The sequence below is a fragment of the Gemmatimonas sp. genome, assembly GCF_041689975.1.
Lineage (GTDB): Bacteria > Gemmatimonadota > Gemmatimonadetes > Gemmatimonadales > Gemmatimonadaceae > Gemmatimonas.
This window is the reverse complement of sequence record NZ_JBDNFF010000156.1, coordinates 1-15,105: the sequence shown is the minus strand read 5'-3', so window position 1 is coordinate 15,105 and position 15,105 is coordinate 1. Positions and strand designations below refer to the sequence as shown.

Genomic DNA, 15,105 nt, shown 5'->3' with positions numbered 1-15,105 from the left:
TGGCGGCGTCGAAGGTTTGGACCTGTCTGACTTCGATGTTGATCGGGAAGCTGCGCACGCTACTGATGTAGCTGCGTGCGGCATCATACCGGCGCACGCCGTACGCGCGACGCTGATTCGCGTCGAGGCCACTGGTCGCGGGATTGTCGTTCGCGAAGAAGTCGGTCACGTCGATCACGTACGCCGCGCTGTCGCGACCGAACGCGACAATCGGAAACGCGCCGATGATCGCTGCATAGTTGTTTTGCGCCACGCTGCGCGCGATCGGCAACGAATCGTCGGCCACGGCCGCCGTGCTCATGCTCTTCAGGAGGACACGGTCGCTCACGCGCTCCCAGCGAATCAGTCGCTCGTTCAGCGAGCTGCCGGCGCTTTGGAATCCGCCGGCGCCGGCCGGTACTCCCGCCACTCGCGTTATCATCAGGAAGTCGCGACCGACGAGCGAGTCCGGCACTTCGAAGAAGTAGCGGTCATCGACGCGGTGCACAGTGATACCGCCGCGTTCGGTTTGTGCTCTGGCCGGAATCATCTGCGCATACGGACGCGGTCCGCGTCGCGCGGCAGCGCCCGCGGCACCCTCCGCCGGCGGCTGTGTGGCGCCGCCGGTGGGCGGCGTTTGCTGGGCGGTGGCGCTCGTCGCCGTGACGGTCGTAGCCGTCACGTAGGCAGCCGTCAACAGTACGCGGGCGAGGAAATTGCGAAGGAGATACATGAAGAATCCGGTACGGGGGACAGTGCGGGCCGAGTGCGCCTGGCAAGAGTGCCACCCGCTATACGCATTGGGAGCGCTGCGTGATGCCACGCGGCTTAGGTGCGATTGCCGATCCACTCAACCATTTTTAACTCATGCTGCAATCAATTCCGAGCTTGCTCGCGTGGATCGTGGGCACCAGTTTCGCTGCCATCAGTGGGGCGGTCACCGCGAAATCGGCGAACGAGTTCTATTCCAGGCTCCAGAAACCGTGGTGGGCTCCGCCTGGCTGGCTCTTCGGACCCGCGTGGACCATCCTCTATATCCTCATGGGTACGGCGGCATGGCGCGTTTGGCGCGACGCGGGATTCGGCGGCGCCCAAGTCGAGCTTTCATGGTACGCGGTCCAGCTCGTTTTCAACATGGCGTACAGCTACTTGTTTTTTGTCCGCCGCGCTGGACTCGTTTCGACCATTGAAGTCGTCTGCCTCTGGCTGTCGGTCGCCATTACGCTCGTCCTTTTCTGGCGCCGCGACGTGATCGCCGGCGTGCTCTTTGTGCCGTACCTCATGTGGGTCACCTTTGCTACCACGCTCACAATTGCGGTCTGGCGCCGGAATCCCACGCTATTGTAGGTCATTCGCGAGCGCGTCACGGACGGGCTCGCGGACCTGGCCGCAGTTGACGGTGCGGCATATCACGCAGAGCGCGATTGAAGGAATGGAAGTTGCGCTAGCTGACCGACATGTCCTATGGCCTCGTCTTCGCATCACTACTCACCGTCTTCATGTTTTCCGGACTGATCGGGGGACTCGTGTGGTGGGTTCGTCGACCGGTTTCGGCGCGGCGAAGCTCGCATGACGCACTGCCGCTGTTTGGTCATGATCGCGCTGTCGTTTATCCGCGCGCCGAGGACGATGGCGACGAGGATGACAGGGCGCGGGTGATCATCGCGCCCCCGGCGCGCAGCAAGACGCCAGCGACGCCAGCGACGCCAAGGTAGCCAATGAAGCGCACGACCGTCTTTTATTTCGCCTCTGCAGCCCCCAGCCGCCGCGCGTGACGCGATTGGGCTGTCTGATGAAAGATCACTATCTCGTCTGCAGTTGGCCAATCGGCTGTCGGATGATCCGGCCCCGGTCTGCGGCGCCGATCCCGAAGAATCTTTCGCCGTTTGCTCGCCGTCACGTAGCGCGGATGGGTTTGGTGTCCAATTCTTCATTTTCTGTTGCGGAGACGATTGCCAACCGTCACTGGGATGGCCGCACCGCCGTCATCGCGCTTGACGTGTCGCGCGCAGTATCGTGTTTTTCACAGTAGGGCTCGCTCCTTCGGCCGCTCGATCCTATGGCCTATCTTCGCTGCACCGCATGTGGTTCCAAGGCGTTGGTCGCTGCCTCGCAGTGTCCGCGCTGTGCTCACCCGTTCAACCTGCTGAGTTCTCGCGGTGATCGAGTGAAGCTGTTGCGTTGTCGTGGCTGCGGAATCATGCATCGCTTCGACGCCACCTGTCACTGGTGCGGCGTTTTGCCAAAAGCGCTATGGCGGTCACCAACCGTATGGCGGTCGGCTGCTGCCGTACTGTTGTCGGTGACAGTCGCCGGCGCGGCGTGGCGTTACGGATCCCCGCTGCGTGTGGATCTCCTGCAGCGGCTCAACAGGGACTCAGTGGCGTTCGATCGGGTTGCAACCAGCGAGCGGGTGTTGCCGAGTGCTGCAGCCTTGGTAGCGCTCTCTGCAACGGCCGCCACGATTCCGCTGGCCGACAGCCTCCCGCCAACGTCGGCCGGCGTGGCCGACAGCATCACTTGGACGCCGGCCGTGGCTCGCACGTGGGTGAACGTTCGAAATGATGCGAGTCGCGGCGGCGAAGTGGTGGGAGTTATCAAGCCCGCGTCGCGCGCGATGCTCGGCACCGATCGGGCGGGCTGGCGTCAGGTGCGTTCCCCCGACGTGACGGGCTGGGTCGATCCTCGCTTGTTCGCACCGGATTCATTGCGCATTCGCGGGGAGTGATGGCGACCTCGAGATCCGTCTCGGTCTCCCGGCGTGCCTTCACGCTGATCGAGGTGCTGGTGGTGATCGTCGTGATCGCCGTCCTCGCCACCTTTGTGGCGCCCAGTCTTTTTCGCAGCGTGAACGACGCCCGCGTGGCGACGGCCAAGGCGCAGATCGAGAGCTTTGGCACCGCACTCGATGCCTACCGGCTCGACAGCGGACGCTATCCGACCACCACGCAGGGGCTCTCTGCGTTGTGGCAGAAGCCGGTGATCGACCCGCCGAGTGGCTGGACCGAGCCGTACCTGCGCAAGCCGGTGCCCGATGATCCATGGGGGCGTTCTTACCTGTATGTCGCGCCGGGCAAGCTGAATCCGGCCAGTTACGATCTGCTCACCTACGGTGCCGATGGTCAGCCCGGTGGTGACGGCGAGAACGCGGACATCACCAGCTGGAAGTAGTTGGTGGCCTGGCGCACCCGCTTCGCGCCGGCACCGACCGGGTATCTGCACCTCGGTCACGTCGTCAACGCGATCCACGTCTGGGGAATGGCGAGCGCGTTCGGCGGTGAAGTGCTGCTGCGCATCGAAGATCACGATCGCACGCGCTGCCGTGCGGATTTCGAAGCCGCGCTGCTCGACGATCTCGATTGGCTGGGCTTCGTGCCGGACATCGGCAGCACCGACAGCTTTCGCGCCACTCGAGAGGGAACTGTTCAGGAGACGCGAAACCGCGCGCGGCACCAGCAGCGACAGTCGGACAATGACGCGCGCTACACCGCGGCGCTCGCCATGCTGACCGAGCGCAACTTCACGTACGTGTGCACGTGCACACGTAGCGACATCGCACGGCTCGCGCGTCGTGCTACCGGCGAGGAGCCCCGATATCCGGGCACCTGCTTCGAGGCGCGTCACGCCGACTCGAAATCACTGGCGCGTCGCGTGCGCATGGCCGAGGGCGTCGAGACGTTCGACGACGGACGGCACGGCCACATGCAGCAGTCTCCGGCGGAACAGTGCGGCGACATGCTGGTGCGTGATCGGCATGGCCAGTGGACGTATCAGTTCGCCGTCGTCGTCGATGACATGGCGCAGGACATCGATGTCGTGATTCGCGGCGAGGACCTTCTTGAAAGCACTGGCCGGCAGCTACGGCTTGCGGCGCTGTTCGGACGCGAGCGCCCGATGGCCTGGTGGCATCATCGACTGCTCGTGCATCCCGACGGCAGTAAACTCAGCAAAGCGAACCGCGACACCTCGATTCGGGAGCGCCGCGCCTCCGGTGTACACGCGGCGACACTGCTCGGAGAGGCCGCCTTCCTGTCGGGACTACTACCGGCAGCCCGTGATCTCACGATCGACGAGCTGCCGACGCTTTTCCAAGCGCACGTGAGCCCGATCAGCGGGTGGTGAGCAGACCGATCACGACCAGCAGAATCCACTGCGGGCCTTTGTAGCCGTCTGTGCGATCGTCGTACGACTCGTCGAGCGAGTGTGCACCGCGACCCACGCCGCCGCCGTCGAGCGTTACGGCGGCAACGCCCTTGGAAATCGGGATGTTGGCATCGGTGCTCGAGATCGTGAGTGGCGCGTAGATGTTCATCGTACGCGCGGCGGCCAGCGATGTGCGCACGATGAACGTGGTGTCGGCCGTCGTCCCGGCCGGACGCAGTCCGGCCGTGTCGATTACCAGTGACAGCGGCACCGCGGACTTGGGCCAGCGCGCTTTTTCTTCGGCGAGTGCCTGCCGTAACGCGATCTGTAATCGTGCGTCGATGTCGGCCAAGGATGCCGCCGACTCGCTGCGCAAGTCGATGTCCATCACGCCTTCGGCGGAAATGGAATTCACCGACGTGCCCCCCGACACGAGACCCACATTGAACGTGACCTTCGGGTTCGTCGACGCCTCGAGCTCGGCGATTTTCGCGATGGCACGGCCCATGGCGTGGATCGGATTCGGCATGCCGAATGCTCCGTAACTGTGGCCCCCCGGGCCCTTGTACGTCACGCGATAGCGATTGCTCCCCACCGCGCCGTTCGTGATGCCGAAGCCGGTGCCGTCGATCGAGATGAACATGTCGATCGAATCCTTCAGTGGCCCGCTGAAGAGCGCGCGCACTCCGCGTAGGTTACCCGGTCCCTCTTCGCCCACCGTGCCGATCACCAGCAGACGACCGTTGAACGGGATCTTTTGGGCGATGATCTGCCGCGTGGTCGCCAGCACTGCGGCCAATCCACGACAGTCGTCGCCGATTCCGGGGGCCGTGAACTTCGTGCCCTCGCGCTTCACCTTCACGTTCGTGCCTTCGGGGAACACGGTGTCGAGGTGCCCGCTCAACACCAGCGTCGGTCCCGGGCCTGTGCCCTTGATCTCGCCGATCACGTTGCCTTCCCGATCGGTGCGGAGCTTCTGCACGCCGAGCGCCGCCAACTTGTCGCGGAACGCCGCCGCGCGCGCGGCTTCTTTGAACGGGGGCGCCGGGATTTCGCAGAGCGCGGCCTGTTCGGTCAGCGTCCATTCGTTCTCGCGCTGCAGCGCCGCCATCGCCTTGGCAACGGCGGGCTGCTTGGCCAGACGATCGAGCGCGGCTTCGGTAGGGCTGGCCTTGGCGGCGACCTTAGCGACCGACTTAGCGGTGGTCTTGGGCTGCTGCGCGTGGCCAGCGGCGGGCGAAGCCAGCGCGAGCGTCAGCAACGACAACAGCGCCGGGATCGCGGTGGCGGCGCTGCGAGGCGAAACGAGAGGGGACATGACGTCAGGTGGTAATCGTGATCGTGCCGGCGGTCGAATTCAACGCGACGGTGAACTCGGAAAGACCACTGGTTCGCTGGCCACCGGTCCACGCGCCGCTCGCGTTGAACGTGGCGCCATGGTTCGGGCAGCGGAAGCCCGACCCGTTGATCGCGACCGTGGTTCCGGCGTGCGGGCAGATCAACGAGAAGGCTCGGTACTGGCTGGTGGCCGTGCGAACGACCGCGATCGGCGTCCCCGCACCGCTCACGACCGCGATCCCCCCCACGGTGCCGAGGGCCGTGTAGTCGGCCAGGACGACGCTCTCATTCACGTTGGACGGACCGGTGGCACCGCCACCGATCCCGTCGCCGCAGGCAGCCAGGACCGCCGTGATCGCCAGTGCGGAGCTCTTAGTCAGAAACTCCCGGCGGTTCACGTCGCTGCTCCGGCAATTCGTGCAGTCTGACATAGCGACTCTCTGAAAAAATGAAATCTGGCCGTGATAGCTCAGACTTTGACGAGCGCTGCCGCCCACTTCGCCGGGTCGACGTCGCTTTCGAACGCGATATCAGGGTCCACGACGATCTGCGCGCCGTCACGCGTGATCGGCAAACGGTCCATGTTCCGCGTGGCGCGACCGCTCACGAACGTGCCGTTCGGCAAGTACTTCGACTTGTGGCGCGGGCATTGAAAGCCCGCGTTCCTGGGCATCGTCTTCAACGCCGTATTCTGGTGCGGGCAGGACAGGGCAAAGGCGAAGACGTCACCATTGGACCGACAGAGGATCACTTCGTTCGCGCCGTCGATCGACACGCCGTCGACGGCGGGCAGCGCGTAGCGCACCGAGCCACCGCCCACTCGCGGCGCCAACGCCGCGAGTGCGGTGACCGGACCGAGCGCGGAGAGCGCCGCGATCGACGCCGCGCCAGTGAGCGCAGTGCGTAGAAAATCTCGGCGCTCCGAACAATCTGAGCACGGCGAGCAGGAATCACTCATACGACGGAGATCCGGGGCAGAGAGGACAGGGAAGTGGAATCAGATATTGGAGAGGACGACGCCCAGCAGCACCATGGCGAACCAAGCGGTCAGGCTGACGGCCGCCGATCGTTTGAGCACCGCCCATGGCAGGTGAGGGCTCGGCCACTGCGTGGTCTTGTCGATGACCACGCCCGCGTCGGTCGCTGCGGACAGCACACGCGACTCCGAACGTCGCATGTACGCGCCGTTCGCGATCAGCACCGCGAACGTGGCCATCTTGGCCCAGAACACCTTGGATACGGCAAAGGTCCCGATGTCCGACGTCGCCAGCGCGAGTCCGCTCAAAACCATGAGGGCCAGCGCACCGATCACGATGGCGTGCGTGGTGCGCAGGTCTTCCGCGGCCGCCTGATACGCCTCGCGCGTGCCCGGTGCGGCCAACAGCACGCGTCGATCCGCCGCGATTGCAATGCCGCCGCCGGCGAACAACGCCAACACGTGCACGGCGAGAATCGCGGTGGGGATCCATGCGCTGTCGGCATATAGCTCCGACCAGGGTTGGAACAGGGTGGTCAGCGTTTCGAGCATCAGCGGCGATTGGCGAAAGAAGGGTCAGTTGCCGATCAGCATGATCAGCCAGCTCACGGTCGAGACGCCCATCGAACCGAGCGTCACATTCCGGTGTTTCCGACGCGCATTGAGGTTTTCCTCGGCGTCGTTCGCGAGCTTCGTACCGGCATAGGCGAAGCCACCGCTGGCGGCGGTGAGGAGCACGCCATGGATGATGCGACGGGTCCGGCCGTTGGGATCCTTTCGGCCTTCCCAGAGGTTCCAGCCGCCGGTCACCGTGTTCGCGCCGAACAGGATGGCGCTCCCCGTGGCAGCGGGCGCGTGCATGTTGCGCGCCCACGATGGAGCGTCGGCGCCTTTCTCGAGGAGCTGGTCGCCGGAGAAGTACGACGCCGCGAACAGCGGAATCATTCCCCAACTGAGAATCTTGTGGATTCGGAGCCGGGTCGAGTACGCATCACTGTACACGATCGCTTTCCGGCGAACCCGTGGCACGGTATCCGCAGAGAGCAGAGTTAACCCAACCGGTTGCCGAACCATCGCGGCAACCGGCAGCGGCAGGGAGTCCGACAGACCTGGAGGGGGCGTCAACTCTGGCGTTACGGCTGCCTGCCAGGCCATGAAAAAGCCAACCGCGACATCGGTGATCGGGATCATCTAGGCACTCCAATGGATGACTGGAAGGACAGCTCGATTGGTGAATCTATTTCAGAGGCGATGAACGGTCCATGAACGGTAGACACGCGGGCGATGACGCTCCGAATTCTTCGCGAGGCGAATTCGTGCGGCAACGCACGTTTTCGTCCGCCGGGACGGGCGACGAGGCAGCGCGATGACCCCGAATTACCTTTTGCAGACGCATGCGCCATCCTAAAATATTCCCGACAGGTTCGATCCTCTCCGCCATCATCGCACTTGCTGCGGTTTGCTGGCCGTTGCGGGCGGATGCGCAGCGCACGACTCGCTGCGACAAGGCGCAGCGGGTGCGTTCGGTGAAGTTTGCGGGAAGCCCACGCTTCGATGCGACCACGCTGGCGGCCAGCATCGTCACGGTCGAGCCGGGATTGGTTACGCGCTGGTTCCGCAAAGGCTCCATACCCTGCCTCGATTCCCTCGAACTGCGGCGCGATGCGCTGCGGCTGGCCGTGATGCATCGGCAAGTCGGCTGGTTTCAGGCCTCGGTCATCCCGACCATCGATCGCCGCCGAGACGGCGTGCGCGTGCTCTTCGCGATCAACCCCGGTCCCGAGGCCGTCCTCGACACTGTCCTCATTCAGGGCATTCCTGAGCCGACCGGGGGAGGGCGACCGTACGACGCACCGCTCCGTGCGCTCGAGAACAAGCGCTTCGACCGCACGCGCACCGACTCCACCATCGATCGTGTGCTCACCCGCCTCCGCGACGCGGGCTATGCGCGCGCCACGCGACCGCAAAGCGAGGTCTCGATCGATACCACCGCGGCACTGGCCACGCTGACGCTCACCTTCGCCCCCGGCCGCGTCATCTCGATCGGCAACGTCCAGATCGAAGTGCAGCCGCTGCGTGAGGGCAGGCCGCGTATCGACTCAGCCGCTGTTGCGCGGCTGGTCTCGATTTACCCGGGCGATCGCTTTCAGGCCAGTGCGATCCTCGATGCGCAGCGCGACCTCTATCGCTCCGAGGCCTTCCGCCTGGTATTGATCGACACGCTCACGCCCATGACCGATGCGCGCGATAGCGTGCTCGATCTGCGCGTCGCCGTGGCTGAAGCCCGGACGCGGGCGGCGCGGATGGGACTGGGGTGGGCGACGCAAGACTGCATTCGTATGCAAGGGCGTATTACCGATCGCGGGTTCCTCGGGGTCGGCCGCCGGGTTGAGCTGTCGGCACGCGCCTCCAAGATCGGCGTCGGCGCCCCGGCCGATTTCGCGCCAGCGCTCTGCTCCGGCGCGCTCCGCGACGATCCGTTCAGTGAAAAGTTGAACTACTACGTGGGGTCCACGCTCTCCGATACGCGCCTGTTCGGCTGGCCCATTCAGCCGGTGTTCACGGTGTACAGTGAGCGTCGTGGCGAGCCGTTTGCCTATCTGCGCGAAACCAGCATCGGTGCCTTGGTCGAAGCTTCCCGCCAGTTCACCGCCCGAACTGCGGGCACTGCTGGATTCCAGTACGAAAACGGTAGAACGATCACCGATCCCGCCGTCTCCTGCGCGCGATTCGGACAGTGCCGCCCGGAGGACTTTGCACTCGCATTGTTCGGTCGCAGCATCGGCATCGTCAGCACCAGTGCCTCGCACGACCGTACGAACGACGCGGTCAATCCGTCGCGCGGTTGGCGCGTGCGTGGCGACGTCCGGGCCGGCGAAACCTTCTCGCAGCTCGTCAAGTCACTCACGTTCTATCGCGGTACGGGAGAGGCGTCCACGTACTTCCGCTTCGCCGGCGGCGTGATCGGCACGCGAGTGCAGATGTCGCGGGCTTTCGCGCCCGGCGCCGAACTCGTCGACGGCTCGCCACTGATCCCACAGCAGGAACGGATCTTTGCCGGTGGTCAGAACTCCGTGCGCGGCTACCAGCAGAATCTGCTTGGTCCGCTCGTGTATGTCGTGTCCGGTAAGAACGTCATCGATACGGTCGGCGCCAACGGCCAACGCGTCGTCGTGGTGAAAGACGGCGCGCGCTTTGAGCGCGCCGTACCGCGCGGAGGGACGGCGATGGTGGTCGCCAATCTCGAATGGCGACGCGGTTTCCGCTTCATCGCCGAACAGCTGCAGTTCGCAGCCTTCGTGGATGCCGGCAACGTGTGGGAAGCACAGTCCGAAGGCTTTCGCTGGGGTAACCTCCGCGCCACGCCGGGCCTTGGCCTCCGCGTGGTAACACCTCTGGGTCCGTTTCGTGTCGACGTCGGTTATCAACCGTACGGGCCGCGCGCCGGACGCGCGCTGTTCTTCACGTCGGGCGACAGCAAAGGCACCACGGGAGAAATTCTCTGCGCCAGTCCACGTGACATCAGCGATCCGCGCGCCGTCGATATCTTCGACTGCCCGAGCACGTACCGTCCAACGGCCGGCCGCAGTGTGCTTTCGCGGCTCACGTTCCATTTCGGACTGGGGCAGGCGTTCTGATGACCACGCCCGATACGCGCGATGCCAAAAGCGGACCGCCCGGCATGTCGTCGCGTTTACGACGCTTCTGGTGGGCGACTGGCATCATACTCGGTGCGATCGGTGGATTGGGCATCACGTATCACCTCGCCGTCAACACCGAGAGTGGTCGCCGGTGGCTGCTCAGCACCATGATTTCCCGTGCGAATGGGTTGTTCGGCGGCCGCGGTACGCTGCGCGTCGGGATTCTGCGCTCGATCAGTCTGACGCACATCGTGGCCGACAATGTGTCGCTGGTCGACACGGCGGGCGTGCCGGTGGTCACGGCGCAGCACCTTGAAGGCTCGATCGAGATTGGCGATCTGCTCGACAAGGCGATCCACCTCCGACGCCTCGCCGTGCGTGGCCTCCGCCTCGATCTCGAGCGCGACGAAAAGGGGCCGTGGAACATCGCGTACATCATTTCCGGTGATACCACCAGGAAGACTCCGCGCGCCACGCCCGGCTTCGGCGATGACATTCGCATCGATTCACTGATCGTGGATGGCGGACGTGTCGGCACGATCGCACCGTGGGCACCGCACCCGATTTTCACCGGCACGGCGCGGGACAGCGTGATTACCGTCAAGGATAGCCTGCATGACATTGTCCGCGCGTCGAATGGCACCTACTTCGAGCGTCGGCTGGTGGTGCTCGAACGCGTACGTGCGCACGATGTGATCGTCGTCGACGTCGAAAAACGCCCGGCGTCGATGCAGATCGACACCCTGAGCGGTGTGATATCCGACCCACCAATCCGCATCGCCCACGCCGCCGGCGGAATTCGCTGGACCGGCGACTCGCTCCAACTCGACCTCGGCGATGTGCGACTGCCGTCGTCCAGCGGCACCGCCGTCGGTTCGATCGACTGGCACAACCCGGGACCGCTGCGCTACGACGTGGTCATCAAGACGAACGCGGCGCTCACCGACCTCCAGTGGATCTGGGATGTGTTACCGTCTGACGGACGCGGGTCGGCAACCGTGCGCATGCGCACCCTGGTGAACCCCGATGATGTCGAGTTCGCGCTCTCCGCACTCGACGTGAAGAGCGGCGCTTCGCGCATCACCGGCGGCATCGACATCGTGCTCGAGCCGGCACAGATGCTGCTGCAACGGGTCGACCTGGCGTTTGTGCCTCTGCAAAGCGATCTGCTGCGTCGCGTCAGCTACGACGCGCTGCCCCCCGAGATTCGCGGTACGTTTACCGGCAGGCTGGTGGCGCGTGACGGCGGTCCGCTCACGGCCTTCAAGATGGATCTGCTCGAGGCGCGCTTCGCCGACGCGCTCGTGTCCGGCGGCGCGGTGTCCACCGCGAAGCTGCGCGGGATGGTGGCGATCGGTGCGCGTCCGCGTGCATGGGGCATGACACTCGACGACGCCCGGGTAGAGCTGCGGTCCGTACGTGCCCTCTCACCGGCGCTCATCCCTTCGGTGCCGGCCATCGATGGCATCCTTACAGCGCGTGGTGTCATCCGTTCCGCCGACCTCGACGCAGCGGACCTCACGAACGTCGGGCTCACGTGGACCGACGCCGTCGGAAACGTCTCCGTCATTCGTGGCGATCTCCGGGCGCGGTATGGTGGCGCCAATGCGAAGGCGCCGTTGGTGAACGCTGCCTTGCAGCTCGACCCGCTTTCCATGCGTGCGCTGGCCCGCATCGATACGACACTACCTATTCGTGGTGCCCTCTCGGGGCGGGTTACGATCACCGGTAGTACCGACGCCATGCGCTGGACAGCGGCGCTTCGTGCGTCCGACGGCAGTCGAGTCGTGGCCCGGAACAACACGAACGTGTCCGGCAGCGCGGTGCTCATGCAGGGTACTGCGGCGCTCACCGCCACCAGCTGGCAGCTCACCGCGAACGGCGCGCTCAATCAATTCGACCTGCGGCAGTGGATCGGGCGCACGGATGTGCCGTCCACCGCCGTAGACGGCACGCTGGTGCTTTCGGCGCGTGGCCCTCGCGCGGTACGCGGCGTGTCTGCCACCGGCAATGCGAGCTTCTCACTCATCGAAGGGAGCATGGTGGCCGACTGGGAACAGTTGGCCGCCGATGACCGGCCAGCCTTTGACCTGGCAGGCAGTGCGTCGCTGGGTGCCGAGCGTCTCACGGTCGATTCGGCCACGGCGCACATCGGCGGTGTCACCTTCGACGCACGCGGTGCGCTGGCGCGCGACTCGCTCCAGGTGGATACGCTCACGCTGTCCGCACGGGCCGATTCGCTCGGTGCCGTGCGTGCACAACTCGGTCGTCTCGCGGCCATGATGCGATCAGTGGACAGCAGCACCGCCACCTCGTTGCAACAGCTCGCGACAGATACCCTCGAGGGAGATCTGTCGCTGTCCGGCTACTTGTACGGCAGTCTTACCGATGCCGGGGCCACAGCGGCCCTCGGCGCTCGGGCGATGCAGATTGGTTCGATCCGCGTGGGACGTGTCGTCGGATCCGCCAAGGCCGATCATGTCTTCACACGCCCCGCGTTCGAAGGCGCCGCCACCGCCGACGACATCGATGGTATCGGCGCCATTCGTTTGCAGACCTTGGGCTTCCGCGTCGAGCAGGCCAATGCCGACAGCGGTTTGCTTGCGCTCGATGTCAGCTCGCAGACTGAAGCGCGTTTGCTCGCGCGCGGGGTGTACACCCGTGCGCCATCGCGATTCGCCGTCGCGCTCGATTCGCTGCGCCTCTCGTACGCTGAGGTGGTGTGGAGCAGTGCGAAGCCGATCACGCTGCAACAGGACTCCGCTGGTTTTCAGCTCTTTCCCGTTGAGCTGCGCTCGAACGTGGGGGGCGTGCTGAGTGCCGTGGCCAATGTACCGAGCGCAAGTGCCATCACCGGCGCGGTCCGGCTCGAGCAGTTCCCGGTGGGTGAGCTCGCGGCGCTGCTTGCCGGCACGCCCACGTTCGCCGGCACAGTGAGCGGCACCGCAGAACTCACCGGCACGCGGCCGTTGCCGCTGCTCTCATGGAGCATGCGCGGTGATTCGCTCGGGATCAATGGAATCCGACTGCCGTCGATCAATTCGACCGGACGCTACGCCGACCGCAAGCTCGTGGCCTCAGCGGTGCTCACCGATTCGCTCGGGGGAGCCTTGCGAGCCGAGGCACGCCTGCCCATCGATCTCGCTATCACCTCGGTCGAGAAGCGGATGTTGTCGGATCAGGTGGACGCTCAAATCACCGCCGACTCGCTGCGACTCGATGGGTTGCCGCTCTCCCTCGACGGAGTGCAGCGACTCCGTGGTCGCGTGTCGGGGCAGCTGGCACTGAGCGGGAACATGGATCGCCCAGTGGCTCGCGGTTCCCTGACGGCCGAAGGGATCGGCGCGTTCGTTCGTGATCTCAACGTCGAGCCGGTCGACGGTCGCATCGTTCTACGCGCGGCCGAGGATTCGCTCATTCTCGAGACGTTCCGCATTCGAAGCGGCGGGGTGTTCGACACGATCGGCGCGTCGGGTGCGCTGCATTTTCATGCCGGCGAGCCGTCCACGGTCTCGCTCAAAGTCTCCGCCAACAACGCCGCGTTGTCGCGCCAGCGTGATGGTACAGACCTCAACCTCAGCGGCAACGTCACGCTGGTCGGTCCGCTCAAACGGCCGACCCTCAGCGGCGCCATTCTCGTGCCGCGGGCGAATCTCGTGTTCGATCCCCTCGGCGCTCGCAATGCGCTCGATCTCTCGTCCGAAGCGGCGCGCGAGTTGCTCGGTGCAGAGGAAGTGCCGGTGGCGGAAACGGCTGCCCAGTCGCTGGCGGCACTCGGCTCGTTCCTGAACGTCGAGAATGCTCGCGTCGACCTTGGCAATGAGGTATGGGTGCAGACACCGGAGGCGCGGGTGAAGGTCTCTGGCGGGCTCTCGGTTGCGATGAGCGGAGATCGGCTCGCCCTCGAGGGTGAGCTCAATGCGAACCGAGGGCAATACCGACTCGATCTCGGCGTCGTCAGCCGCAGCTTCAGCGTGGATTCGGGACGTGTGCGCTTCTTCGGCAGTAGCGCGATTGCGCCGACACTCGACATCAGCGCCACGAACACCGTGCGCGTTGCGGGCGGCAGCGCAATTCCCGTGCGCGTGCACATCGGCGGTACTTACGATGTACCGGTGCTGACGCTCTCCAGCAGCGATCCGCTGTATGCCAGCGCGCCCGAGTCGGAAATTATCTCACTGTTGATCTTCGGAGCGCCGACGTTCGCGCTCGATGGGGCAGGCCAGAGCACCGTACGGGCCGTTACCGGAGTCCTGTTGCCAACGGTCGGTGGCGCCGTGGAAGGGGCATTGCAAAAGTTCTTTCCCGGCATCAACACCATTCAAGTGACCACGGCCGGCGGTCAATCGCAGCAGGATCTGTCGGCATTGGGACTGTTGGACAACCTGAGCATCAGCGCCGGGAAGCAGATCGGTGAGCGCACATTTCTGCGCGCCAACACCGGTGTTTGTCGGGGCGGGGCGGCCTCCACAGGCTCCTCACTCTGGATCGGCTTGGCCGCTGAATATCGCATCAGCCGAAGCCTCACCGGACAAGTCGGTATGGATCCCGGCTCGGCACCCTGCACCCAGCTCAGCACCAACGGCTTCCCGCGGCTGCAGTTCGGTTTCGACCTGTTCCGCGAATGGATCTTTTAGCAGGGTCCCGGTGCGGGAGCGCTTTCTTACGATAGCGAAGCTGGCACCGGATCAACGAACCGACGGGAGATTGTCGCGTTGCAGACGTCGCCAGGCGCGACCGATCACCGCGCTGGCGCCACCCGCCAGCGCGCCGAGTGTCGCCGCGAAGGTGATGATGGGCTCGCGGGTGCCTTCGTCGCCGAGCAGCACCGCCAATATTTCACGGCGCATCTTCAACACCACCGGCGAGGCCACCTTGATGCTGTTGAAGTTGCGATCGTAACGCGCGCCGACCCCCTCGATCAGTGCAGCCGTACGGGCGAAATACACCAACTCGCCGGGCAACACGATCGGCCAGTTGAACAGCTCGCGCATGACGCGATCGGCAATGGCACGTGCCCGGTCTTCC

At 65.0% G+C, this 15,105-nt stretch carries 13 protein-coding genes and 1 pseudogene; 7 read left to right on the top strand and 7 right to left on the bottom strand.

The window, feature by feature from the left end:
* On the bottom strand, nt 1-712 hold a 712-nt coding region (locus ACESNG_RS10335), incomplete at its 3' end, for a DUF5117 domain-containing protein (RefSeq protein ID WP_373068856.1).
* A 134-nt stretch (nt 713-846) separates the two neighbouring features.
* Here ACESNG_RS10335 and ACESNG_RS10330 point away from each other — a divergent pair.
* The 5 genes from ACESNG_RS10330 to ACESNG_RS10310 all read left to right on the top strand — a co-directional run bounded on the left by ACESNG_RS10330 (nt 847) and on the right by ACESNG_RS10310 (nt 4,101).
* Nucleotides 847-1,326 carry a TspO/MBR family protein gene (locus ACESNG_RS10330; RefSeq protein WP_373065068.1) on the top strand — a complete coding sequence of 160 codons (480 nt, stop codon included), beginning with the start codon at nt 847-849 and terminating at the stop codon, nt 1,324-1,326.
* A 110-nt stretch (nt 1,327-1,436) separates the two neighbouring features.
* Complete coding sequence (locus tag ACESNG_RS10325; protein ID WP_373065070.1) at nt 1,437-1,694, top strand: hypothetical protein; 258 nt, start codon at nt 1,437-1,439, stop codon at nt 1,692-1,694.
* Between the two features lie 581 nt (nt 1,695-2,275).
* Nucleotides 2,276-2,707: a hypothetical protein gene (locus ACESNG_RS10320; protein ID WP_373065072.1), complete on the top strand. Its 432-nt coding sequence runs from the start codon at nt 2,276-2,278 to the stop codon at nt 2,705-2,707.
* Nucleotides 2,707-3,150, top strand: coding sequence for a type II secretion system major pseudopilin GspG (gene gspG / locus ACESNG_RS10315; RefSeq protein ID WP_373068854.1), 444 nt, complete (start codon nt 2,707-2,709; stop codon nt 3,148-3,150). Before ACESNG_RS10320 ends, gspG begins: the two co-directional genes overlap by 1 nt.
* Nucleotides 3,151-3,153: 3 nt before the next feature.
* Nucleotides 3,154-4,101, top strand: a complete 948-nt coding sequence (locus ACESNG_RS10310) for a glutamate--tRNA ligase family protein (RefSeq protein WP_373065076.1) — start codon at nt 3,154-3,156, stop codon at nt 4,099-4,101.
* Here ACESNG_RS10310 and ACESNG_RS10305 read toward each other — a convergent pair.
* The 5 genes from ACESNG_RS10305 to ACESNG_RS10285 are packed head-to-tail and all read right to left on the bottom strand — an operon-like array spanning nt 4,088 to nt 7,627.
* Complete coding sequence (locus tag ACESNG_RS10305; protein WP_373065078.1) at nt 4,088-5,440, bottom strand: M20/M25/M40 family metallo-hydrolase; 1,353 nt, start codon at nt 5,438-5,440, stop codon at nt 4,088-4,090. The two genes, ACESNG_RS10310 and ACESNG_RS10305, sit on opposite strands and share 14 nt — an antisense overlap.
* 4 nt (nt 5,441-5,444) lie before the next feature.
* Complete coding sequence (locus ACESNG_RS10300; RefSeq protein WP_373065080.1) at nt 5,445-5,891, bottom strand: ubiquinol-cytochrome c reductase iron-sulfur subunit; 447 nt, start codon at nt 5,889-5,891, stop codon at nt 5,445-5,447.
* A 38-nt stretch (nt 5,892-5,929) separates the two neighbouring features.
* Nucleotides 5,930-6,418: a ubiquinol-cytochrome c reductase iron-sulfur subunit gene (locus ACESNG_RS10295; protein ID WP_373065082.1), complete on the bottom strand. Its 489-nt coding sequence runs from the start codon at nt 6,416-6,418 to the stop codon at nt 5,930-5,932.
* Nucleotides 6,419-6,457: 39 nt separating this feature from the next.
* Entirely contained in the window at nt 6,458-6,988 is a 531-nt protein-coding gene (locus ACESNG_RS10290; protein ID WP_373065084.1) for a hypothetical protein, read from the bottom strand.
* Between the two features lie 24 nt (nt 6,989-7,012).
* Nucleotides 7,013-7,627 carry a hypothetical protein gene (locus ACESNG_RS10285; RefSeq protein ID WP_373065085.1) on the bottom strand — a complete coding sequence of 205 codons (615 nt, stop codon included), beginning with the start codon at nt 7,625-7,627 and terminating at the stop codon, nt 7,013-7,015.
* 203 nt (nt 7,628-7,830) lie between these two features.
* On the opposite strand from ACESNG_RS10285, the gene ACESNG_RS10280 reads away from it, so the two are divergent.
* Entirely contained in the window at nt 7,831-10,074 is a 2,244-nt protein-coding gene (locus ACESNG_RS10280) for an outer membrane protein assembly factor (RefSeq protein ID WP_373068852.1), read from the top strand.
* Entirely contained in the window at nt 10,074-14,714 is a 4,641-nt protein-coding gene (locus ACESNG_RS10275; RefSeq protein ID WP_373068850.1) for a translocation/assembly module TamB domain-containing protein, read from the top strand. Before ACESNG_RS10280 ends, ACESNG_RS10275 begins: the two co-directional genes overlap by 1 nt.
* Before the next feature lie 51 nt (nt 14,715-14,765).
* Here the strand turns inward: ACESNG_RS10275 and ACESNG_RS10270 are convergent.
* Nucleotides 14,766-15,105 (bottom strand): annotated as a pseudogene (locus ACESNG_RS10270) (hypothetical protein); the annotation flags it as partial.

Coding starts and splice junctions, on each gene's coding strand:
- ACESNG_RS10325 (WP_373065070.1), top strand. CDS start 1,437: ATGTCCTATGGCCTCGTCTTCGCATCACTACTCACCGTCTTCATGTTT.
- ACESNG_RS10275 (WP_373068850.1), top strand. CDS start 10,074: ATGACCACGCCCGATACGCGCGATGCCAAAAGCGGACCGCCCGGCATG.
- ACESNG_RS10290 (WP_373065084.1), bottom strand. CDS start 6,988: ATGCTCGAAACGCTGACCACCCTGTTCCAACCCTGGTCGGAGCTATAT.
- ACESNG_RS10295 (WP_373065082.1), bottom strand. CDS start 6,418: ATGAGTGATTCCTGCTCGCCGTGCTCAGATTGTTCGGAGCGCCGAGAT.
- ACESNG_RS10285 (WP_373065085.1), bottom strand. CDS start 7,627: ATGATCCCGATCACCGATGTCGCGGTTGGCTTTTTCATGGCCTGGCAG.
- ACESNG_RS10300 (WP_373065080.1), bottom strand. CDS start 5,891: ATGTCAGACTGCACGAATTGCCGGAGCAGCGACGTGAACCGCCGGGAG.
- ACESNG_RS10330 (WP_373065068.1), top strand. CDS start 847: ATGCTGCAATCAATTCCGAGCTTGCTCGCGTGGATCGTGGGCACCAGT.
- ACESNG_RS10305 (WP_373065078.1), bottom strand. CDS start 5,440: ATGTCCCCTCTCGTTTCGCCTCGCAGCGCCGCCACCGCGATCCCGGCG.
- ACESNG_RS10280 (WP_373068852.1), top strand. CDS start 7,831: ATGCGCCATCCTAAAATATTCCCGACAGGTTCGATCCTCTCCGCCATC.
- gspG (WP_373068854.1), top strand. CDS start 2,707: ATGGCGACCTCGAGATCCGTCTCGGTCTCCCGGCGTGCCTTCACGCTG.